At 55.3% G+C, this 21,555-nt stretch carries 19 protein-coding genes; 12 read left to right on the top strand and 7 right to left on the bottom strand.

Features of this window, described 5'->3' with window-relative positions:
* Positions 1-98: 98 nt before the first annotated feature.
* Both AC2FIS_RS13175 and AC2FIS_RS13180 read left to right on the top strand, forming a co-directional pair.
* A complete protein-coding gene (locus tag AC2FIS_RS13175; RefSeq protein ID WP_496699188.1) occupies positions 99-842 on the top strand; it encodes an amino acid ABC transporter ATP-binding protein in 744 nt (247 codons plus the stop codon).
* 10 nt (positions 843-852) lie between these two features.
* Entirely contained in the window at positions 853-1,617 is a 765-nt protein-coding gene (locus AC2FIS_RS13180; RefSeq protein ID WP_496737582.1) for an amino acid ABC transporter permease, read from the top strand.
* Here AC2FIS_RS13180 and AC2FIS_RS13185 read toward each other — a convergent pair whose 3' ends face one another.
* Positions 1,618-2,343, bottom strand: coding sequence for a creatininase family protein (locus AC2FIS_RS13185; RefSeq protein WP_496773792.1), 726 nt, complete (start codon positions 2,341-2,343; stop codon positions 1,618-1,620).
* Between the two features lie 41 nt (positions 2,344-2,384).
* Here AC2FIS_RS13185 and AC2FIS_RS13190 point away from each other — a divergent pair, with 41 nt between their 5' ends.
* Entirely contained in the window at positions 2,385-2,738 is a 354-nt protein-coding gene (locus AC2FIS_RS13190) for a carboxymuconolactone decarboxylase family protein (RefSeq protein ID WP_496773793.1), read from the top strand.
* A gap of 66 nt (positions 2,739-2,804) precedes the next feature.
* Entirely contained in the window at positions 2,805-3,431 is a 627-nt protein-coding gene (locus AC2FIS_RS13195; RefSeq protein WP_496773794.1) for a DUF2461 domain-containing protein, read from the top strand.
* Between the two features lie 205 nt (positions 3,432-3,636).
* Here AC2FIS_RS13195 and rpsU read toward each other — a convergent pair whose 3' ends face one another.
* The 3 genes from rpsU to AC2FIS_RS13210 form a co-directional block, all read right to left on the bottom strand.
* A complete protein-coding gene (rpsU, locus tag AC2FIS_RS13200; protein WP_040700433.1) occupies positions 3,637-3,837 on the bottom strand; it encodes a 30S ribosomal protein S21 in 201 nt (66 codons plus the stop codon).
* 453 nt (positions 3,838-4,290) lie between these two features.
* Positions 4,291-5,286 (bottom strand): DUF1254 domain-containing protein, encoded by a 996-nt coding sequence (locus tag AC2FIS_RS13205; protein WP_496773795.1) that lies wholly within the window; start codon positions 5,284-5,286, stop codon positions 4,291-4,293.
* Between the two features lie 17 nt (positions 5,287-5,303).
* Positions 5,304-6,371 carry a DUF1214 domain-containing protein gene (locus AC2FIS_RS13210; protein ID WP_496773797.1) on the bottom strand — a complete coding sequence of 356 codons (1,068 nt, stop codon included), beginning with the start codon at positions 6,369-6,371 and terminating at the stop codon, positions 5,304-5,306.
* Positions 6,372-6,883: 512 nt separating this feature from the next.
* Between AC2FIS_RS13210 and iadA the strand changes: the two genes are divergently transcribed.
* Genes iadA through AC2FIS_RS13230 form a run of 4 tightly spaced genes read left to right on the top strand, consistent with a single transcriptional unit; the run spans position 6,884 to position 13,563 of the window.
* Positions 6,884-8,050, top strand: a complete 1,167-nt coding sequence (gene iadA / locus AC2FIS_RS13215; RefSeq protein WP_496773798.1) for a beta-aspartyl-peptidase — start codon at positions 6,884-6,886, stop codon at positions 8,048-8,050.
* Positions 8,051-8,105: 55 nt separating this feature from the next.
* Positions 8,106-8,990, top strand: coding sequence for a cyanophycinase (locus tag AC2FIS_RS13220; RefSeq protein WP_496773800.1), 885 nt, complete (start codon positions 8,106-8,108; stop codon positions 8,988-8,990).
* Positions 8,991-9,016: 26 nt separating this feature from the next.
* Positions 9,017-11,812 (top strand): cyanophycin synthetase, encoded by a 2,796-nt coding sequence (gene cphA / locus AC2FIS_RS13225; protein WP_496773801.1) that lies wholly within the window; start codon positions 9,017-9,019, stop codon positions 11,810-11,812.
* A gap of 14 nt (positions 11,813-11,826) precedes the next feature.
* Complete coding sequence (locus AC2FIS_RS13230) at positions 11,827-13,563, top strand: Mur ligase family protein (protein WP_496773802.1); 1,737 nt, start codon at positions 11,827-11,829, stop codon at positions 13,561-13,563.
* A gap of 1,221 nt (positions 13,564-14,784) precedes the next feature.
* Here AC2FIS_RS13230 and AC2FIS_RS13235 read toward each other — a convergent pair.
* The gene (locus AC2FIS_RS13235; RefSeq protein WP_496773803.1) at positions 14,785-15,213 is read right to left on the bottom strand and encodes a hypothetical protein; all 429 of its coding nucleotides are present in this window, start codon (positions 15,211-15,213) and stop codon (positions 14,785-14,787) included.
* Between the two features lie 105 nt (positions 15,214-15,318).
* Between AC2FIS_RS13235 and AC2FIS_RS13240 the strand changes: the two genes are divergently transcribed.
* Positions 15,319-16,083, top strand: coding sequence for a helix-turn-helix transcriptional regulator (locus tag AC2FIS_RS13240; RefSeq protein ID WP_496773805.1), 765 nt, complete (start codon positions 15,319-15,321; stop codon positions 16,081-16,083).
* 448 nt (positions 16,084-16,531) lie between these two features.
* On the opposite strand, the gene AC2FIS_RS13245 is transcribed toward AC2FIS_RS13240, so the two are convergent.
* Complete coding sequence (locus AC2FIS_RS13245) at positions 16,532-17,419, bottom strand: NAD(P)-binding domain-containing protein (RefSeq protein ID WP_496773806.1); 888 nt, start codon at positions 17,417-17,419, stop codon at positions 16,532-16,534.
* Positions 17,420-17,510: 91 nt separating this feature from the next.
* Between AC2FIS_RS13245 and AC2FIS_RS13250 the strand changes: the two genes are divergently transcribed.
* Positions 17,511-17,774 carry a hypothetical protein gene (locus AC2FIS_RS13250; protein ID WP_496773807.1) on the top strand — a complete coding sequence of 88 codons (264 nt, stop codon included), beginning with the start codon at positions 17,511-17,513 and terminating at the stop codon, positions 17,772-17,774.
* An 88-nt stretch (positions 17,775-17,862) separates the two neighbouring features.
* A complete protein-coding gene (locus AC2FIS_RS13255) occupies positions 17,863-19,422 on the top strand; it encodes an acetolactate synthase large subunit (RefSeq protein WP_496773818.1) in 1,560 nt (519 codons plus the stop codon).
* A 203-nt stretch (positions 19,423-19,625) separates the two neighbouring features.
* Here AC2FIS_RS13255 and AC2FIS_RS13260 read toward each other — a convergent pair whose 3' ends face one another.
* The gene (locus tag AC2FIS_RS13260) at positions 19,626-20,258 is read right to left on the bottom strand and encodes a TetR/AcrR family transcriptional regulator (protein ID WP_496773809.1); all 633 of its coding nucleotides are present in this window, start codon (positions 20,256-20,258) and stop codon (positions 19,626-19,628) included.
* A gap of 237 nt (positions 20,259-20,495) precedes the next feature.
* Between AC2FIS_RS13260 and AC2FIS_RS13265 the strand changes: the two genes are divergently transcribed.
* On the top strand, positions 20,496-21,317 hold the full coding sequence (locus AC2FIS_RS13265) for an enoyl-CoA hydratase/isomerase family protein (protein WP_496773810.1): 822 nt from the start codon (positions 20,496-20,498) through the stop codon (positions 21,315-21,317).
* Positions 21,318-21,555: the final 238 nt, after the last annotated feature.

A 21,555-nucleotide genomic window follows, 5' to 3' on the forward strand; every position in this document is an offset into this window, starting at 1 on the left:
TTCGCAACCAGATTTATGTCTGTATTTATCATATTTTGTATAGTTTTAATTTGAAGGCAAAGCTAGTCTTACGCTAACAATCTCAAAGGGGCAGGTCTATGTCAGATGCATCGCCGGTCATCACAATCCGCGACTTGAATAAGTGGTACGGAGACTATCACGCGCTCAGAGACATCAATCTGGATGTCGCGCTTGGGGAAAGAATTGTTGTATGCGGACCTTCGGGATCCGGCAAATCAACCCTCATCCGATGTGTGAATTCTCTGGAAGAGCATGATTCCGGTTCGATCACGGTCGACGGGATCAAAATGACGGACAAAAAGGCCGCCGAGGAAATCCGATCCGAGGTTGGCATGGTGTTTCAGCAGTTCAACTTGTTCCCCCACCTGACAATTCTTCAAAATCTGACGCTAGGACCAATCAAGGCGCGTGGCTTGTCGAAATCGGACGCGGAAGAACGCGCCATGACATATCTCGAACGGGTCCGGATTCCTGATCAGGCGCACAAACGGCCAACCGAACTTTCCGGTGGTCAACAACAACGGGTCGCCATCGCACGCTCACTTTGCATGGAGCCCAAGATCATGCTTTTTGACGAGCCCACCTCGGCGCTAGACCCCGAAATGATTTCGGAAGTGCTCGACGTGATCGTGGATCTTGCCCAAGAGGGAATGACGATGATCTGCGTTACCCACGAGATGGGATTCGCGCGAAAGGCAGCGGACCGGATGATCTTTATGGATCAGGGCGAAGTGATTGAAACAGGTACACCCGAAGATTTCTTTGAGGCACCTAAATCAGAACGTTGCAAGCTTTTCCTCAGCCAGATCCTTCAGCACTAAGGGGTATCACATGAAACGTACAACGCTTGTCGCTCTTTGTGCGCTTGTTATTCTCGCCGGTTGTAGTTCTTCGGGCAACTGGGGATGGTACGTCGTCAACCCCTCGACAGAAACGGGTCAGAACAACATCCGATTTCTTTTGTCGGGCTTCTGGTCGACGATCAGCCTGTCGTTGATTGCCGCCGTTCTATCAATGGCCATCGGGCTTCTGGTTGCACTGCCGGGCATGTCGTCAAACCGATGGCTGCGGTTACCAAGCAGGGTCTACATTGAATTCATCCGCGCCATACCGCTCCTGCCGATGTTGTTCTGGGTATTTTACGGATTCCCGGTTGTTCTGAAATCAATCGGCATCAGTATCAGCATCGACGCGTTCTGGGGCGCGATCATCACGCTGGCCATTTCGGATAGTGCCTTCACCGCCGAGATCTACCGCTCGGGCATCCAGTCGATTGACAAGGGCCAGACCGAAGCAGCAAAGACTGTTGGCCTGAATTACCGCCAGACGATGCTGTATGTAATCCTGCCGCAGGCGATCAAGCGGATTCTACCACCGTTGGCGAACCAGTTCATCTATATCGTAAAGATGTCCGCCTTTGCCTCGGTGATCGGGATGCAGGAGTTGACGCGCCGTGCCAACGAGTTGGTCGTAACGGAATACCGTCCGCTTGAGATCTATACGCTTTTGATCTTTGAATATCTTGTTCTCGTCCTGATCATCAGCTTCTTCGTACGCTGGCTGGAACGAAAAATGAGATCGGACGAAAGCCGCTGATCAATGAACAAAGCTGGCGAAATCCGCGGCGACGGCCTGCGCCGCGGCATTGACAAGTTCACGCCCGTGTTCGGGTCGGGCCAGTTCAGAATAGGACCCAACGCGTCCATCGGGAAAGTCGCGCCGATGTTCATCGGGCGGCCCATGGCGATCACCCGCGTGGGCCGCGATGTACTCGGCAGAAAGCTTGCGCGGAGGACTCGTGTCTTCGGCCTGAACAACGCGATGGGTGGCCTGCGTGATCGCGACCTCGGATGGGGTGGCGTGCATACCCTCCCAGTCGCCGTAGTAGCCACGTCGGAGTTTGTTGACCCGGTCAAAGTCCCACCAGCTCCGAATTCGGATTGTCGCACCTACGTCGTGTGCCGCTTTCCGCAAAGGCTCAAGGTTGGCACCGTGGCCGTTCAAAACATAGATCATCGAGAATCCATGATGGGCCAGCCCTTGCATAACCTCTCTCGCCAGATCGCAGTACAGGCCAGTGCTCAGCGAGACGGTGCCCGGAAAGCTCATGTTGAACGGCGCAGGGGCGTAAGCCAGTTCGGGTGCCACGACCGCGCCGGCGATATCGGCCGCAGCCCATGCGATCTCGCGCGCGCAAATGGCATCCGTACCGATCAGACCGATGGGCCCGTGCTGTTCGACGGACCCGGTCGGCAGAATAACTCCCTTTCGGGTCTTGAGGTATGTCTCAACCTCGGTCCAGGTCATCTCTTCCAATCGCATATCGCCAGCTAACAGAACCAGTCAAGAAAAGGAAAGACACGATGTCTTGGAGCGGATTTCTCACTGAAACAATGGGACTTATAGGCGTTTTGCAGAAACAGGCGCCAGGTATGTTCGAGGGGTTCAACTCGATGTCCAAAGCCGCCAAACGCAATGGTGCGCTGGATGAAAAGACCAAGGAGCTGATCGCCCTGGGTATCGCGATCTCGACGCGTTGCGACAGTTGTATCGGGTTTCACACCAAATCGCTTGTCCGGCTCGGCACCACCCGCGAGGAGTTTTGCGAAGCCTTGGAGATGATCGGCTATATGGGCGGCGGCCCTTCGATCGCCTTTGGCGCAAAAGCGCTGGAAGCGTTTGACGAGTTCACTGGCACCGGTGCTTACTCTGAATAAGCCTTACAAGAGTGCGATGGGAACGCAGTCGAGCCTCTTGGCAACTGCGAAACAGGAGTTGCGCCCGTGGTAGAGCCAGAAACATTTGCGTTCCTTGCGGATCTCGGAATGAACAACCGCAAAGCCTGGATGGACCAGCATCGCGAAGAACGCGACAACGCCTTGCGCAATTTCACTGGTATCGCAATGACACTTCACGACTATGCTGATCGCTTTGATCCTTTCGTCGCTGAGGCCGGGATCAAACCGAAGCGAAGCTACACCAAGTTCTTTCAGGAGCCACGAGACCGCATCGGGCGTGCTCTATACCGCTCGGACGTGGATGTTTTTGCCAATGCTGGTGATCCCGAAGAAAGCTTCGGATACTATCTCCACATAGAGCCAGAAAACTGCTACGCAGGAGCTGCGCTTTTCAAACCTTCCAAGGCCGCGCTCGTCCGAATGCGAACGCGTTTGATCGATGATCCGAGCGGCCTGACAGCCATCTTGGACGACCTTGAGTTTAAGAAGACTTTCCCAGACGGAATTGTTACGCGAAAGGCGTTGGGTACTGTGCCGGAAGGCTTTTCAAGTAACGACACCGCCGTTCCCTATCTGAAAATGGCTGGCCTAGGATGCCGTAAAGACTTGCCAGACGCTCTGCTGATTGAGATCTTCCGCGCCGCCCGCCCGCTGGTGCACTACTTCGACTGACTCTGCGCAGAAAGGACTGGGCAAGTGGGGTGTTTTCGCGGATGGCGCTTCATCCGTGAACACAGTCTGCGTTCTCGGCAATGTGCAACGCGTGCTGCATGAAGCTAATTTGTAGCGCTCTCATTTCGAATAGCCCGTTGAAACGTAAAACCCCCGCTGCCATCGGACAACGGGGGCTGTTTTTCAGCGTCGAGGAATGATTACATCATCCTTCGCGTTCCAATTTCTTACGTGCCAGCTTTCTGGCGCGGCGGATCGCTTCAGCTTTCTGGCGCGCGTTTTTCTCGGACGGCTTCTCGAAATGTTGCTTGAGCTTCATTTCACGAAAAACGCCTTCCTTCTGGAGCTTTTTCTTAAGAACCCGAAGGGCCTGATCGACATTGTTGTCGCGAACACTAACCTGCATGTGGTTTACACCACCTTTCTAGTCTGAAGTTTGCAATGATTTGCAGGAACAGGCTGAATAGCGATCTTGCCCTAGATTGTACAGCATAACGAGTGCAGGTTGGCCTGAGGGTAATCGTCACGCTCACAGCATCGGCCATTTAGGCTAGATGGTTTTGAATTCGCACACGGCCCTTTGCTGCCATTGGGCAACCGGTCGAGATGCTGCGGCGCGGCTCGTCAGAGCCGCCATTCGCTGCAAGTGCAAAATCTCGAACGATCGAAACTCACTGTCTGCGGGACTTTGCTGCCTTTCGCTGCATCTGCGAGCAACTAAACACGTCGAAGGCCTGCAATGCGGACGGAACGGACATTCATTCAAGCCAGTCCAACTACCACTTCCGGCCCAAGGCCGATCATGGTGATGAACGCCGAAAATGTCAGCATTGAGCTACGACTTTGGGCCGAGCTTTTCTCAATCCACAGATTCGAAAGCCGGGAACGTCCAGTTGCCGTCCAGGATCTCGGCGCGTGGCTCGTACAAGCGGACGGTGTAGTTCCAGCCGGGCGAAATCGGGATACAGTTGACGCGGCCATCGTCACAGCCACCAAAATGGATCGGGTAGGCCCCATCATCGTCTGGTGTCGCAGTGAAGTTGTTGTAACTGTTCACACCCAAATCGTTGGGTTCCAGATAACCGTCGGCATTGTAGATGGTGATGGACCAGAACGCGTCTACTGGTACATCCTTGACCGTCACAGCATGCAGGGTTTCGCCATCATTTTCGGTAACGCTGGCGATTACATAAGACGCGGCAGTGAAAGGCAGTCCGCCCCAACCCGCGGCAGCGCCAACAAGGTGGTCAATGGGCCGTGTCTCGTCTTTGGTTCCAAACGCATATCTTGAATCAAAGCCAAGCACCGCGACATCACTCAGCGCCTTGCGCGCGATCCCAAGGTTGTCCAGATTCCAATCCGGTGCCTCGTAGGGTCCTTTGCCGCCGCCGCTTGTCACGATCGCGTCCTGCGCTGCATGGGCCTTTGCGATGTCGTCTGGGTTGGTGACATCAACGAATGTGCGGAAGGCCACGAGGGCAAAGCGGGTACCGACTTTGTCTTCGGTCAGCCTGTAGGTTCCGGGTTGGGCCTCAGCGAACATATAGTGATCCTGATTGACCAAATGCAGAGACTGATACCGCCCGCCCAGGTCGGGCAGTGTGATCTCCACAGGCTTTGACAGGTCCAGCACAATTCCGGAATACAGGGTATCCTGATTCATCCGGATGGTTGGCTGGTCTTCGGTGGTCGTAGGTTCGCGCAGGTGATGCAACTCACCCACGCTAAAGCCAAAGGTCTGCATGTTGCCCAGGATATTGAAATCCGACTCGGCGCGTACAAAGTTTTCAACAGTGACGTTTTCGGCCAAAACCAACGTCGGCACACACAAGGCGAAGGCAAATAGTGCTTTCATGGTCTGTTCCTTTTTAATCAATTCACGGGTTGAGCGGCAGGAAATGTCCAACTGCCATCCAGAATTTCGAGCCCCGGACGATAGAGCCGCACGGTATAGTTCCACCCGTCCATGACCGGCAGGCAGTTTACTGTATCCGTGTCACAGCCGCCCAGATGTACCGTCATGCTGCCGTCATCGTTGGGTGTGCCGGTGATCGAGTTGACGCTGTAAGCATCGCTCGCGTTCTCCTCAAAGAAACCTGCCGCATTATAAAGGCTGACAGACCAGAACGCCCCAACCGGCACGTCTGCTGGGACGTCGATCTTGTAGGAGCCGACGGGCAGGTTTGGTTCGACACTTACATAGAAGGCCTCGGTTTCCGGCAAGCCACCCCAGCCGGCCGCCGTGCCGATGAAATGGCGCACGGGATCAACCTCGGACTTGGCACCAAAGGCGCGCGTCGCATCAGGCGCAAATCGGCCCAATCTCAGGGTCTCTGAGATCAAGTCCTCCAGATCCTTTTCATTGTAATCTGGAGCGATGAAGGGGTTGGACGACGCCGCATTGATCGACATCGCATCCTGGATCGCATTGACGGCAGCCACGTCCTCCGGATCAGACGCGTCCACCAGTATGCGCATGAACACAATGACATAAGGGGTGTCGAATGTCTTTGTGTCCAGCGTGTAGGTGCCACCGCCGAAAATGACGTCGTTGATATAGTGGTCCTGGTTCACAATCATCGCTGTCATATAGCGCTCACCCACCTCGGGCAGTGTCAGAGTCGCGCCCTCGCTAATGTCGACGACGGCCGTGCTGTAAAGCGTGTCACGGTTCATGCGGATCGTCGGCTGGTTTTCCACCGGTGTTGGTGTGCGGAAATGGAAAAATTCATTCACGCCGCCGGCCAGTGAGACGTATTTGTCCAGCTCTGCATCCGTCGCTGCACGGGTAAAGTTATCAACCGTAACCGGAATTTCCCGACTGTCGACAAGCGCGTCAAGCGCGGCGCTTGTGGATTGTGCCTCGGCGCCACCAGAGACCAAGGCGGCGACGCAAAGGGCTGTAACAAACGGCGCGGATTGGGAAAGTCGTTTTGGCATAGGGTTGTTCCTTGGTTCGTTCAAAGCAAAATGTGTACACAGGTCACTAAAGAGTCCACTAAGGACGGTGAAGTTGCTGTGGCGTCACCGCAGCATTTTACCACCGTGAACGTCTCATGCGTTGTCACAGATCATATGTCCTGCTTTCCGCCCTTTCTTCCAATTCGTGGCTATCACCTCGTTTGTCACTTTGGGCTCACTGCAGACCTCGGTGCAGAAGATGCACAGGCCCCTGCCCCGCCGTCAGCTGATCGTGCAGACGGCCCTAACTGGACTCTCAACACCCTCTAGAATTGCTGCGGTCGCAATCCGTAAAGCCGCCATTCGCTGCAACAGCAAGACGCAAGGCTAGGCGAACTCACAATCTGCGCAACAATTCTTCCGTCCTCTTCCTCAATATCCGCCAGGGCTTAGACTCCGGCATTCGTGCTTTCTCCAAAATAGGGGATGGTTCTTTTGCTGTCTTTTAGTGCAAAAAAGGATGTCTTCGCTCCTACCGACGGATATGAAACGTGTTGAAACTTATCAAGAATGCGCACCTCTATTCGCCTGCACCTTTTGGTTTGGGCCATATTCTCACCGCAGGTGAATGCATCATTTACCTCGGTAGCGTAGTGCCCGAATTGCCGGATCAGCTTCAGGCCGAGGTCATTGACGTCGACGGTGCAGCGGTTGTTCCGGGATTGATTGACGGACACGCGCACATCACTGGCGGCGGTGGTGAAACCGGACCAGCCAGTCGGGTGCCACCGATGGTCCTGTCTTCTTTCACCCGTGCCGGCGTCACTTCGGTCATTGGAGTCTTGGGCACCGACGACCTGACCCGCAACACGCAGACGCTGGTGCAGCAGGCTTATGGGTTGCGCGAAGAGGGGCTTTCGGCTTGGTGTCACACCGGTGGCTATCATGTCCCGCTAACCACTCTCACAGGTTCAGCCCGTGGAGATATCGTTTTCCTTGATCCGGTCATCGGTGTTGGGGAACTAGCGATCAGTGATCATCGGTCGAGCCAACCGACATTGGATGAGTTCTTGCGGATTGCAAGCGAGGCGCATGTCGCGGGATTGATGACTGGAAAAGCGGGGATTGTACATTGCCATATGGGAGATGGCGAGCGGGGACTGTCAATGTTGGAGCAGGCTATCGCGACTTGCGAAATCCCCGCACGCGTCTTCAATCCAACCCATGTCAATCGCAATAGACCACTTTTCGAACAGGCCGTCGCGCTGGCGCGGCACGGATGTTACATCGACGCTACCGCGTTCCCCTGTGAGCATATCGAACCGGGCATCTCTGCCTCCGAGGCCTACATCCAATTCCGCGATTTAGGCGGTAATGCGGACCGGTTTACGATCAGCTCTGACGGTGGCGGTTGCCTGCCTGCCTTTGACCGTGACGGCAATTTGACACGGTTCGGTGTGGGATTGACGGACACTTTGCCCGAAACCCTGCGCGACCTTACAGATCGGGGAGTATCCCTGCCCGAAGCGCTGGCTCCGTTGACCTCGAATGTCGCCGATCTGCTGAAGTTACGCCGAAAAGGGCGTCTGAAAGTTGGCATGGACGCGGATCTGGTGGTTCTTGACGAAAACACGGCTGTGCGGCATGTGATGGCCCGGGGGGAATGGCATGTCCGCGATGGCCTGATAGTTCAGCGCGGTATGTATGAACAGGTTTGAGCGTACGCGCGGTCCCCGGTGGCTGCCCGCTATAGCACCGGAAGGTAGTTGAGACATGTGCCCTGCACCCGTAGATGCAGAGACCCCGCGCGGGTTCATTATCCCGATTGGCGGCGGTGAAGATCGCGTTAAGGAAATGCAGATTCATCGAAAGTTTGTAGAACTGTCCGGCGGTGCCGAAGCCGATATTGTCGTGATACCAACAGCCTCGATGCTGGAAGAAACAGGGCCCGACTATAACCGTATCTTTTCCGAACTGGGCGCGGGCAAGGTTGAATTCCTGCCGATCTCACGCAGGGCCGATTGCGACAACCCTGACTATGCCGAGATGCTGGACCGCGCGACCGGGATTTTTATGACCGGTGGGAACCAGTTGCGCCTGTCAGCGATTCTTGGTGGTACTCTAGTCGCCCAGAAAATACGCCGCCGGAATGCGACCGGTGTGCCGGTTGCAGGAACTTCGGCAGGTGCTTCGATCATGTCCGAGCATATGGTTGCGGGCGGCAGCAGCAACTCAGCCCCGGCTGAAGGCAACATCACACTTGCACCAGGCATGGGTCTGACCAATGCCGTCATCATCGATCAGCATTTCACGCAGAGAAACAGGCTTGGACGCCTGCTAACCGCCTCATCTTTCAACCCTTTCTTGATTGGCTTGGGAATTGACGAAGACACGGCTGCCTTCATCGGTCCCGACAATGTCTTTGAAGTGATCGGCACCGGTTCAGTGACTGTAGTGGATGCCAGCCATCTGACCCATTCGTCCATGTGGGATGCCCGCCGCGGCGAGGCGCTGAGCCTTCTGGGTCTTCGGCTTGACGTTCTGGGCGAAGGGTGCCGTTATGATCTGGCGGCTCGCCAAGCTTTCCCTCCCGACGAGCATATGGCGTTTTGTACACTGCCGGACCTGTCCGGGGATGACGTTGCCGGCGGGGGATAACAAAAAGCTAACCAACGGGGAACTTCATGAAAATAATTTCGACCAACGTCTTTGTCGGCCCGAATGTATGGGCAATTTTTCCGGTTATTCGCCACGTTATTGACTTGGGTATTCTTGAAGAATGGCCTTCTGCAAAAATTGGTTCCGATTATATTGACGCATTGATCGCGGCACTTCCCGGTCTGGCTGAACATGGGTGTTCCTATCGCGAACCCGGCGGTTTCATCAGACGCCTGCGCGAAGATGAAGGCACTTGGCTGGGTCACGTACTGGAACATTGCGCCATCGAGGTACAGAACGTCGCCGGCACGGATGTAACCTTTGGCCGGACCCGCAGTACGGGTGAACCTGGCCATTACAACATGGTTTATGAATACCGGCAGCGCGACGTCGGCCTGGCCGCGGGTAAGCTGGGGATGCGGTTGTTGATGCATCTGCTGCCACAATCCTTGAAGGATCAGGTGGATTATGATTTTGACCCGGATTTTAACTGGGACGACGAACTGCGCAGCTTTGTGCTGCGGGCGCAGCGCAAGGAGTTTGGCCCCTCAACCGGTTCGTTGGTCAAGGCCGCACAAGAGCGGGACATCCCCTGGATCAGGCTGAACTCAGGCTCGCTGGTGCAGTTCGGGCATGGGAAGTATCAGAAACGCATTCAGGCAACCATTACCTCTGAGACCAAGCATATCTCGGTCGAGATTTCCTGCGACAAGGAAGATACCCACAATCTGTTGAACGATCTGGGCCTGCCGGTGCCGCAGCAGCGCATGGTTTACTCGGCCCGCGAGGCAGCGAAAGCGGCGGGGCGTATTGGGTTTCCTGTTGTCGTCAAGCCGCTCGACGCCAATCACGGACGCGGCGTTTCGATCAACTTGAATTCAGAATCCGAGGTCGAGGCCGGGTTTGCCGAAGCGAAGGAGCACTCCCGCAGCAGGGCCATTCTGGTCGAAAGTTTCATCACCGGTTTCGATCACCGAATGCTGGTGGTGAACAACAAGCTGGTTGCAGTGGCCAAGCGCGTTCCCGGGCATGTCACTGGCGACGGAACGCACACGATTGCCGAACTGGTCGACATCGTGAACCAGGACCCGCGCCGAGGTATCGGGCACGAAAGAGTGCTGACCATGCTCGAAATCGATAATCAGGCCACACGCCTGATGGAAAATGCGGGCGTGAGCGCAGAGACCGTGTTGCCGGATGGCGAGATTTTCTATCTCCGGTCGACGGCGAACCTCTCCACTGGCGGCACCGCAATCGACCTGACGGATGTGGTGCATCCTGACAACCGTGACATGGCCGAACGCGCTATCATGGCCGTTGGGTTGGATGTAGGCGGTGTGGATTTTCTGATCGATGACATCACCAAATCCTACAAAGACATCGGCGGCGCGATTGTCGAAGTGAACGCAGCCCCAGGCTTTCGGATGCACGTAGCCCCGTCCGAAGGTCAGCCGCGCGACGTGGCCGGGAAAGTGATCGACATGCTGTTCCCGACCAACGAGGAGACACGCATACCGATTGCGGCGATCACGGGTACCAACGGCAAGACAACGACGTCACGGATGCTAGGGCATATCATGAAAACCAGCGGCAACACGGTTGGCATGACCTCGACCGACGGCGTTTATGTGGACGGCAAGCTGAGCGTCAAGGGCGACATGACAGGGCCCAAATCCGCGCAGATCGTCCTGCGCGATCCGGCGGTCGATTTCGCGGTGATGGAAACCGCGCGTGGCGGGCTTGTGCGGTCAGGTCTGGGCTATCAACGCTCAAACGTGGCGGCGTGTATGAATGTCTCGGCAGATCATCTGGGTCTTGGTGGCATAAACACGGTCGAGGAACTGGCTGTCGTCAAGCGCGTGGTGGTTGAAAGCGCCACAGATACGGCGGTGCTGAATGCCGATGATATCAATTGTCTGAAAATGGCCGACTACGCCGGAGCCGATCAGATATTCTATGTCACCACCAATCCCGGGCACAGTCTGGTCAAGGAACATATCAAGGCCGGCGGCAAGGCCATCGTGCTGGAAAAGGGCATGAATGGTGACATGCTGACCATCTATGACAACGGGCTTCATATCCCGGTTCTGTGGTCACATCTGATCCCGGCGACGCTGGAAGGCAAAGCGATTTTCAACGTCCAGAATGCCATGTTCGCCGCCGCGATGGCCTATAGTGTCCGAGTGGACCTGGACAATATTCGTCACGGGCTGCGGACCTTCGACACCAGCTATTTCCAGGCACCTGGGCGAATGAATGTCTATGACGAACATCCCTTCAAGGTGATCCTGGACTATGGCCACAATCCAGCCGCACTGAAGGCGATGGCGGCGCTGGCCGATCAGTTGGAGGTCAAAGGCCGCAGATCGTGTGTTGTCGCGATGCCCGGCGACCGACGCGATGAGGACATTGTAGACGGGGCCGCCGCGTTGGCCGGACACTTTGATCATTACATCTGCAAGGCGGATGACCGCCGCCGCGGCCGCGGGCATGACGAGGTGCCGCAGTTGATGCGTCAGGCGATGATCGACAACGGTGTGGACGCCGCAGCGATCACGATAATCCCGGACGAGGTCGAAGCGGTGAGCGCCGCGTTGGAGCAGGCTGCACAGGGCGATCTGCTGGTGATCTTTGGTGACGACACGACACGTTGCTGGAAACAGATCATCTATTTCAACTCTGATGGTGAAGCACCCGAAGCCGCGCCGGTGGCAAGCCCTGCCGAACCCGCATTCGAAGACATGTTCGAAGGCGATCAGAACTTGATCCGGGATGAGCGTGGCGTGCGTCTGGCCCGTGAAATCAGCGAAGACGCGGATTGAGCGGAGGCTCGGAAATGGACCGGATTGATGAGCTTGAGACCGCGCTGACAATTGCAAGCGCGACTGTCGACCATATTCAGGTGGATGACGTCCGGCGTCTAACCGGGCCGGGCCTGCTGTGGGATCGACCCGGCGCAGTGATGGACGTGTTTTTCACCGAAATTGATGCCACGCAGGTCACCGCTCTGTGGGAGAAACACGCGCGTCGTGTGCTGGATGCGCTTGGCTGGCAGGATCAGGACCTGACCCATCGCATCTTTACCGGTGGCGTCAATTTAGCGATCTCGGCGCCAATGGATCAGCTCTATTCCGCGATCTTCGCGGCGCAAACCGCCTGGCATTTCTGTGCCGCCGACCTGCTTGCATCCGAGCCCGGAGATTTCGATCAGATTGTTCCGGATGTCAAAGGCGTAATGGAGAAAGAAGCCAACCCCGCGCTGATCGCCCTGATCGCAGCAGCACAGGCGCGTGGTGTGGATATCCTCTGCGATGATGACGAGGTGTCGATCGGGCACGGTACTGGCAGCCAGACCTGGCCGGTCGATGCGCTGCCGGCCGCTGATGAGGTGGGCTGGTCTGCTCTGCACAATATCCCCGTCGCGTTCATCACCGGAACCAACGGCAAAACCACCACTACCCGGTTGCTTGAGGCGATTGCACGCGCCTCGGGCAAGGTCGCCGGGCTGACCTCAACCGAATTTGTGCGCGTGGGTGAAGATATTCTGGACCGTGGCGATTACTCAGGCCCCGGCGGCGGGCGCATGTTGCTGCGCGACAAAAGGCTGGAGGTTGCCTGTCTTGAAGTCGCACGGGGAGGCATTCTGCGTCGGGGTCTACCGACTCGCGCGGCCACGGCAGCGGCGGTCACCAATGTGGCGAACGACCATCTAGGGCAATACGGGGTCAACACGGTGCCAGAACTGGCTCAGGCCAAGTTCGCCGTACATCGCACACTGGCCGAGGGTGGCGTGCTGGCCCTGAATGCCGATGACAACTATGTCCGCGCCGAAGCGGAGAATACATCTGCGAATATCTGGTGGTTTTCGCTGGACTCACACAATGACCTGATCCGTCAGGCTCGTGACGCGGGCAAGTGCTGCGCGTATGTACGGCAGGGAGATATCGTCTTTTTCGACGGCGTAGCGGAACAGGTGGTGATCGCAGTTTCCGATGTTCCCCTGACCATGGGCGGCGCTGCGAAGTACAATATCCTGAACGCGCTGGCGGCCTTGTGCCTTGCCTTGGCACTGGATTTACCCGTTCAGGCGGCTCGGGATGGATTAGCCGGGTTCAAGCCAGACGCCAAAGATAACCCAGGTCGTTGCAACGAGTTTCAGCACAACGGAGCCCGGGTTTTCGTGGATTTCGCACATAATCCGCATTCGATTTCGGCAGTTTGCGATGCGTTGTCGAGCCTGCCAGCAAAACGGCGTTTCATAATGCTTAGCCATGCTGGGGACAGATCGGATCAGGAAATCCGGGAGGTAACTGCGACAGCGCTGAAGTTCCAACCCGACGTGGTCGTCGCAACCGAGTTAGAAGCGTATTTAAGAGGTCGCGAATTAGGAGAAATTTCGGATCTGATCGAACGAACAGCGTTGGAACATAGGTATGATGCGAAACAAATACTCAGAGCTACGTCACCCTCACAGGCTGCTTCAATGATACTTGAAATGCTGGAGCCGGGCGATATTGCCTTGCTGCTAGTGCTATCCGATCGCGACGCCGTTCTTGCGATGCTCGACGGTTAAAAACAAAGCCGGCTGCCGAATTCACGGAGTTACAGCCAACACGAGGCAATACCAGCAAACGCAATGCAGATATCCAATTGGGCTTCAGCCACCGATTGAAAGGTGGAGTTCCAATTCATCGGTAATGATTAGCTGGCAAACAAACCTGAGTTTCTCCATGGCAAAAGCACGTGCGCGGGCCCGCCTTGTTTGCAACACCAGATCGGTAGCGGCCCAAACCTGCCCATCACTGCTTAGTCAATATGCTGCGCATGCAGCCCGCACAGCTGCCGTTCGCTGCGAACGCAGAGTTTGAGAAATGCCAATGCCGCCACCGTCGCCACTGGTTGCAAATAGAACAATACGCTGGTTTATTCCCAACGCTTGTGAGCTGACTATCCGGCGGAATTCGACCAATACATGTTTGGGTTGTTGAATTGAGACCACTCGTCTGGTAGCTAGACGAACCGGAAACCCTGATACAGGAGAGATCAGATATGCTGAATTGTCAGACCTCAATGCTTCGCGCGGTAGGCGCAGTAGCCCGTTAAAGCGGTCTGACAGGTTTCCAATCTGAAGGCCGCCTCGTGAGCGGCCTTTTTTGTGTTTTCCTCATGTGGCGGCTTTCCATCATTTTATGGAGAGAACAATGCCAAGCTTATCACTTTACATACCAATCAGCCGGTCGCGGGGCATCTTACTGCGGCTGGCAGCTATCTTCGCCCGGCGACCCGGTGTGGAACGGCCTATTCTGCGCAAAAGTGCCGAGTTGCCGGCTCATCTGAGGAGGGACGTCGGCCTTCCGCCGGAGGTTGTACACCCACCTCCTTCGCATTATCGGTTCCCCTTTTAAGGAACCGACCAAGCAAGGGCATTAAGCTGCCCTTGCTCTTAACAATCGTTCCGTGTTCGGAGTGATGCATATCCTCTTTCCGCGCGATGAATGAACCCTGCGGCCTGCAGTTTCTTTAGACGCGTGTTCAAGGCCGCCGGAGAAATCTTTTCGTACTCGTCCTGCAACCTGCGAATACCAAGGTCGGCTGGCCCGAAGAAAAGCCGGCCAAACTGGAAGAGTGAGTCCTGTCCATTCATGAACGCCTCAGGCTATGTGTCGAAAGCGGCAGCGCCTTTGATAGCGCCAACATGTCCGATGCAAAAACTGCCATTGAAGTCGCCGCGACCATTGAAAGTTTTCTGGAATAGCCAGTCATTCTTTTCAAAACCAGTGAATTCCACTTCACGTCAGGATGTTGCGTGTTTGCTTGTCGTGCCGGGTCGGCAAGACAACAGGATCAGGACCAGAAAGGACAGGTTTAGTACGACGTTGAATGGCGCCCCTACCAGAATTGAGCCTGAACTGTCGACGCAAAACCAGGACCAAGCCGTAATCTGAGCGGTCTTGGTCGCGGCCACCGCCGATACCGGGGCAACGTATGTTCCCAGAGCCCATTGCATTCCTCCCAGGCCAACCGTCAGGCCACCGGTGATCACCAGCAGTAAAGGCACTGGAACCGTCAGTTCCGAGGGAACGGCGTGAATTGGCCAATACGCGATTTGCAGAAATATATGCGCTACCGGGTGCAGAAACGGCAGCGCGGCCAGAACAAAGAGCACCCCGGTTGCAACTAGAACACCGCCTGAAATTCGCATTGCTGACTGTTGGTGGGTCATGAGCTTCTCCTTTCGATAAGTGCTCTTCATGCAGCTTGCGGCGGACGCAAATCAATTACCTCAGAGGTAAGTGAATTCTGTTCGGACCCTTGCTAAACTCATGTCATGACACCCTATCCCGGCATGCTGAAAGAGTGGCGAAAACGGCGCAGGATGAGCCAGCTGGACCTTGCGGTCGAAGCTGAGGTCAGTGCGCGCCATATCTCATTTCTTGAAACCGGGCGGTCCCGACCCAGCCCGGACATGATCCTTCACCTATCCGAGGTCATGAACCTTCCGGTCGAAACCCGAAATCAGATGATGCGCGCCGAAGGGTTCGCGCCGCGTTTTGCGGCAACGCCGATTGATGACGCGGCGATGTCGCCCATTCGGGATGCGGTCGAATGGACTCTGCAGCAACATGCCCCTTACCCTGGAATGGTGTTGGACCGGCTCTGGACGGTTGTAATGCTCAACAGCGGTGCCCAAAGGCTGTTCAAACCACTGGGGATCGGCGAGGGGCAAAGCCTGCTGGATCTGCTGACCAGTCCGCTGATGCCTGAGCCTGTCGAAAACTGGCCCGAGGTCGCGCATCACACGATGTTGCGGCTGCGCGCTGAAAGCGCCAACGCAGGCGGCATACCCGCACTGGACGCCGCAGCGCGCACGTTGTCGCAACAGGGGCACGCCCGAAGTGACGCGGTGATCGGGCCGACAATTTCTACGATCTACCGCTTTGGTGGTCAGCGGCTTTCCCTGTTTGGAGTCATTGCACAATTCAGCACGGTCACGGATGTCACGCTGGACGATTTGAAGATTGAGCTGTTTTTTCCGGCCGACGACCAAAGTGCCAAATTTCTGCGTGACCTTGCCCACGTGGCTGCCAATTAACTTATGGTTTGACCAGAGCCTCACCGCATCCAGTTGAAATCCGCTCGTTCCTGACCTCGGCAGGGTTCCCGCTATTGCGGCCCATTCCGGACTCTCAGCCTGTCGTGCCAATGCTGCGGACGCAGCCCGCTTAGCGGCCATTCGCTGCGCTGCCAAGCTCTTGGTACGTTCGAACTCACAAACGGACAAAGCGAAGGCCTGACGCCACTCAACAAGTCCAGCGGTGGAATGGAAAAGTTCGGCAAGATCACCAAGAACGGCGCCCTCGGCTCAGCGCTGCCGGTCTCTGTGGAGAGTATGATTGGCCGCTCGCTTGTCTTAGACAAGATCTAATTGGCGAAGTGGTCGAGACAGAGTCTGGCTGAACGCCCCGGTGCTCCAGTCACCCAGTGACAATTCCCTTTGCAGCACCTTTCGGTCAGTTGCCTCCAGAGCGGCCGCACAGGCCTCATTGCTTTCTAAGTGTTTTGATGACCGCTGCGGTTTCTTGTTTTCCGAAACCTGCATCTTGCGCCCTCTTCACCCAATCACGCATCAAGGACGGAAGCTCGCTATTGATACCCATTGAAACCGCATGGTCATATAAGCCAGTGACTGCCTCTGCGGCTACGTCGACTGATGCACCACCTTTGGAAATCTGATCGAATGAATCGGCGTGTATTGTCTCTGTCAACGGAATAGCTCTGTCTCCTGGTGGTAAGATGGACGTGAACTCCGATACGGGCACGCCTTCGGCTTCGCAGGCCAATGCGCCGTGGATTGACCCGAAAATAATACCAAGGAGGCGCGACAAAAACGCAAGTTCCAAAGTCGCAGCCGAACGTACATTCGGACCCAGATGACGCATATCACCGGCGAGTATCTTCAAGTCAGTTTCGAACTCATCAAAGGCGGCTTTGTCCCCCGCGACCGCGATCCGGCCTGACGGAGTTCCGATATTTCCGGGCCAACACATAATGGTCCCGTCAAGGTAAGCGGCACCCCAGTCATTGAATTGGGTTTTACTGTCCTCGGATTCCTGAGGAGATGACGTACCAAGCTGAACGATACTGCGACCGGAAACGGCTTTCGAGACCTGAGGTGTTCCAAACATGGCATTCGTGGTTGAATAATTTAACAGGCAGATGACCGTCTTCGGACTTGAGGAAATTGCTTCACCCAAGTCGGAGGCGTCTCGTGCGCCGAGCTCCACCAAAGGCTTCATTTTGTCTGGCGAACGATTCCAGACAGTCACGCCTCGCCCGGCGTCCAAAAGGGCTGCCGCCAATGCAGATCCCATGGCACCTAAACCTACAACCGTAATGTCGCTCGTCATCACATAATCCCCCAAATCCAATCTGTGCATCAATCGCAGGCAATTGAACGATAGCACAGACTACCAACGGCCCGTTCTGAAATTGAAATGCCTCATTGGGTCTCAGCATCCTGTGATATTGCCTCTCGTCAATGTCGGGTTGTCGTTGTGGGAGGGTATGGCGGATCGGAGGATCAGTCATAGAAACCCAAACTTACCTGCCATTCGCGCGCTTCGCCCAACCTGGAACAAAGGACGTATCGTCGGTCAGAAGCGGCGGCTAAAACCCAAGCATGTCTGGGCGACCCGAGTTCTACTTGAACTGGCCGAAAACCACCACGATCCCGCGTTGTTCAACATGGCAAGTCTTGCGGGCGAGGGCATCGATGACGATTGACGACCTGCACATCATCGAAAGCTTTTTCAGTTACTTTTGGATTGTCTCTCCCATAAAGTTCGTCGAAATCAGAGTTGGCGGTGATCGAATGAACGGCGCAGAATCTTTAGTCAAAACCTTTCTTCACAACGGCGTGGATACAGTTTTCGCCAATCCAGGCACGTCTGAAATGCACTTTGTTGCGGCTCTTGATAGACATCCCGAGATGAACTGTGTTCTGTGCCTGTTCGAGGGTGGAACGACGGGCGCCGCTGATGGCTACTACCGCATGAAACGGGACGTCGCCGGCACTCTGCTGCATCTTGCACCGGGGCTAGGCAACGCATTTGCCAATCTACACAACGCCCGAAAATCAAGGTCCGGGATCGTGAATGTGGTGGGAGATCACGCAACACATCACCTGCGTTATGAAAGCCCACTCAGAGGGGACATTATTGGCGTAAGTCAGGCCATAAGCCATTGGACACGAGTTTCTGATCACGCCACAAGCGTCGCATCGGACGGGGCCGCAGCCATTCAGGTCGCCCGATCTCAAAACGGCCAGATCGCCACTCTTGTTCTTCCCGCCGATACTGCTTGGGATGCAGCGACTGGCCCTGCGACGAATAGCATTCTGGCCCAACCACTTTATCGTCCGTCTTTGGAAGACATCGAGGCCGCAGCCATGCGTCTGAAGACTGCAAACGCGGCTTTGATGATAGGTGGGTCCGCGCTTTTTGGTTCACTTCATGTACTGGCTGGAAAAATTTCCGTCAAAACCGGATGCCGCCTGTTGGCGGATACTCTAATCCCTCGAATTTCGAAGGGGGCCGGGGCTGCCAAATTGGATCAACTTGTGTATCCAATTGCACCCAAGATCGCTCAGCTTGAACAGACATCGTCAATCACTTTGATCGGCGCCGACCAACCCGTTGCCTTCTTTGCATACCCGGGGAAACCGAGCACACCTGAGCCCGCCGGTTGCACGGTTTCAAGCCTGTGCGCTCCGAGGGATGATATTGCATGGACTCTTCAATCACTGGCAGACGCGGTTGGTGTTTCGAGCAAGACACAGCTGAACACATACGCTCTCGACCTGCCTCCAATCCCAACCGGAGATCTCACCTTAGCAAAAGTCGGCCAGACGTTAGCGGCCCTCATTCCCGAAAATGCTATCGTTTGCAATGAATCCGTGACGTCCGGGTTCCACGTCATTCCTCCGACTGCAGCAGCGCGACCACATGACTTGCTTGGGGGAACCGGTGGGGCGATAGGGCTTTGCCTACCGTGCGCAACTGGCGCAGCAATTGCATGTCCAGACAGAAAAGTAATTGCACTAACAGGCGATGGATCCGCCATGTACACATTGCAATCTTTGTGGACGATGGCGCGCGAAAGCCTGGATGTTACGGTGATTGTATTTGCCAACCGCGGCTATCAAATACTTCGGGATGAGCTGGCAAATGTCGGTGTTGAGAGTTTTGGCAAGAATGCGGAGGCAATGTTTGATGTGGAAAACCCAACGCTTGACTGGGTTGCGCTTGCTAAAGGGCATGGTGTTCCCGGGATACGAATTGAAGACACCGATGGCTTTGTAAAAGCCCTTTCTGCGGGGCTATCACGTGACGGCCCTTTCTTGATCGAAGTTGTGTACCCGCCAGCATCTTGAGCACAAATTCTTTTTGAAACGGACGGCCCAAAGCTGCCATTGACCGTCGGCAACCGGTGCTGCGACGCGGCCCGTCGAACCTGCCGTTCGCTGCAAGCGCAAATTCAACGGCTGGCTGAACTCACACAATGTGGGACAAAGCTACCATTCAGCCGGTCAGTTGGAACATCTTCTTTGCACCGCAAGGCAAGGCAGCGACTGGCTCACGCGATAGTTGGAAACAGCGCGCGTAACTCCTTTTCCATTTCCGATACCGCTTTGTCCTCGCCCGCGATCACCTGTGCCAACGTGGCCAGAAATATTCCGTCAAAAAGAGCATAGAGCGCTTTAGGTGAGAGCTTTGGTGAGTTGTTTCCCAATTCGGCATATCGTGCGACGACGCGCCAGATCATTTGCTCCAGGTCGCCATCAATTTTTTGCACATCTTCTCGCAGCGCTATCTCGAACAACGCCTGTGAGCGCAGATCATACCAAAGCCGATGTAGATGAGTTTCAGTCAACAGCGTTTCGGAAAGCTGCTCTATGAAACCAGAAAGCAATTCATTTTGTGTTGCAGCGGTTGTTGTCGCGACGTCATAGCGCCGAACACACACGGCTTTGTATTGCCTGATGCATTGGGTGATCAGGTCTATCTTGTCATCAAAATAGTATCGAAGCACGCCATGGGAGAATTCCGTGTTCTCTGCAATGTCTCGCAGCGAAGTCCGGGCGTAACCCAAGCTCGACAACGTCGACAAAGCTGCGCCGGCGAGTTCCACTCTTCGTGCTTCAAATTTGTCGACTTTTGCCTGTGCGCGTTCGCTTGCAGCACCCAGTCGACTCTTTGCTTCAGCCATAGGCCAGTCCCTTTTTCCCTATCGTAGTAAAGTCAGTCTCAGATATTTCAACTACCTCCGCGGCCATAGCATTAAACGTAACGGTTGGCGGTATGCTTCCAAACGTATAATAAAAATCTTTACAGTTGTATAATTTTTGAATATGCCTGCCGCGTACAGGCGATACTGGTTGGGGAATCAGGTCACATTTTGTGCCAAGCCCGACGTAATCGAACTTGTTTCTAAGGAGCCTCAGACATGAGCAAGCTGCACATTACGACCGAAGACGGCATCAAAACCGTTATCATCGACAACCCTCCGGCCAACATCTGGACGATGGATGTCATCAATGAGATGAACGACTTCTTTCAGTCGCTGAAACATGACAATGAGACCAAAGCCATAGTCTTCAAATCGGCAAACCCGCAGTTTTTTGTGGCCCATCTGGACCTGAACACGATTAACGGCACTCCCGAAGGTCAAGAAGGCATCCACGCGTTCGCTGAAATGATCAATAACGTCAAAGCCCTTCCACAGTTGTCGATTGCCGTCGTGGACGGTTTTGCGCGGGGCGGCGGCAACGAGTTTACTATGGCCTGCGATATCACCTATGGCACAGAAAATGCGGCGTTTGCCCAGCCCGAGATCGGCGTCAACATTCCAACCGGTGGGCAAGGCGGTGTCCAGTTCGCCCGTAGATTGGGTCGTAAGAAGGCGATGCAGGTTCTGCTGACTGGTGAAGACATTTCTGCGCCGGAAGCAGAAGCGCTGAAGATCATTACGAAGTATGTGCCCAAAGCCGAACTTGATGAGTATCTTGAAGGCATCCTGAATACTCTTCGAGCCAGAGACCTGCGCGATGTGGCCATGTACAAGGACATTGTGAATGCGTCGATCCGTGACGAAGCAGCGGGTGCCTCAATCGAGCTGCGCTATTTCCTTGAGCGGGCGGCCGAAGAAAAGACTCAAACGATTATCAAGGCCTTCCTGAAAAGTGGCGGTCAGACCGAACGCGAAGCAACAGACTTCGCTGGAGTCTTCGCCGATACGGCAGCGGAGCTCGCCAAATCTGCGAGTTAATCGACCACAGCTTTCATTAGGTAAGCCATGGGCGTTGGTATCGTTCATGGCCTTTGAGCGGACATTCGTTCGAGGCGCAGCATCCGGTAGATTGTGCTCTTTCCAGACCTCGGATGCACCGCACTATCTGACTCGTGGAAAGCTATCCGCACCAACAAGGGCGGCCCAATCTGGATGAGGTGGATGGCTCCTGCACCACCGGCATCGAACGTGCCAAAGTGCAGTTGTTATCTACTGC

This window comes from Ruegeria sp. CDSB113 (genome assembly GCF_059611045.1).

Coding starts and splice junctions, on each gene's coding strand:
- AC2FIS_RS13175 (WP_496699188.1), top strand. CDS start 99: ATGTCAGATGCATCGCCGGTCATCACAATCCGCGACTTGAATAAGTGG.
- AC2FIS_RS13180 (WP_496737582.1), top strand. CDS start 853: ATGAAACGTACAACGCTTGTCGCTCTTTGTGCGCTTGTTATTCTCGCC.
- AC2FIS_RS13185 (WP_496773792.1), bottom strand. CDS start 2,343: ATGCGATTGGAAGAGATGACCTGGACCGAGGTTGAGACATACCTCAAG.
- AC2FIS_RS13190 (WP_496773793.1), top strand. CDS start 2,385: ATGTCTTGGAGCGGATTTCTCACTGAAACAATGGGACTTATAGGCGTT.
- rpsU (WP_040700433.1), bottom strand. CDS start 3,837: ATGCAGGTTAGTGTTCGCGACAACAATGTCGATCAGGCCCTTCGGGTT.
- AC2FIS_RS13205 (WP_496773795.1), bottom strand. CDS start 5,286: ATGAAAGCACTATTTGCCTTCGCCTTGTGTGTGCCGACGTTGGTTTTG.
- AC2FIS_RS13210 (WP_496773797.1), bottom strand. CDS start 6,371: ATGCCAAAACGACTTTCCCAATCCGCGCCGTTTGTTACAGCCCTTTGC.
- AC2FIS_RS13220 (WP_496773800.1), top strand. CDS start 8,106: ATGTGCCCTGCACCCGTAGATGCAGAGACCCCGCGCGGGTTCATTATC.
- cphA (WP_496773801.1), top strand. CDS start 9,017: ATGAAAATAATTTCGACCAACGTCTTTGTCGGCCCGAATGTATGGGCA.
- AC2FIS_RS13230 (WP_496773802.1), top strand. CDS start 11,827: ATGGACCGGATTGATGAGCTTGAGACCGCGCTGACAATTGCAAGCGCG.
- AC2FIS_RS13235 (WP_496773803.1), bottom strand. CDS start 15,213: ATGACCCACCAACAGTCAGCAATGCGAATTTCAGGCGGTGTTCTAGTT.
- AC2FIS_RS13240 (WP_496773805.1), top strand. CDS start 15,319: ATGACACCCTATCCCGGCATGCTGAAAGAGTGGCGAAAACGGCGCAGG.
- AC2FIS_RS13255 (WP_496773818.1), top strand. CDS start 17,863: ATGAACGGCGCAGAATCTTTAGTCAAAACCTTTCTTCACAACGGCGTG.
- AC2FIS_RS13260 (WP_496773809.1), bottom strand. CDS start 20,258: ATGGCTGAAGCAAAGAGTCGACTGGGTGCTGCAAGCGAACGCGCACAG.
- AC2FIS_RS13265 (WP_496773810.1), top strand. CDS start 20,496: ATGAGCAAGCTGCACATTACGACCGAAGACGGCATCAAAACCGTTATC.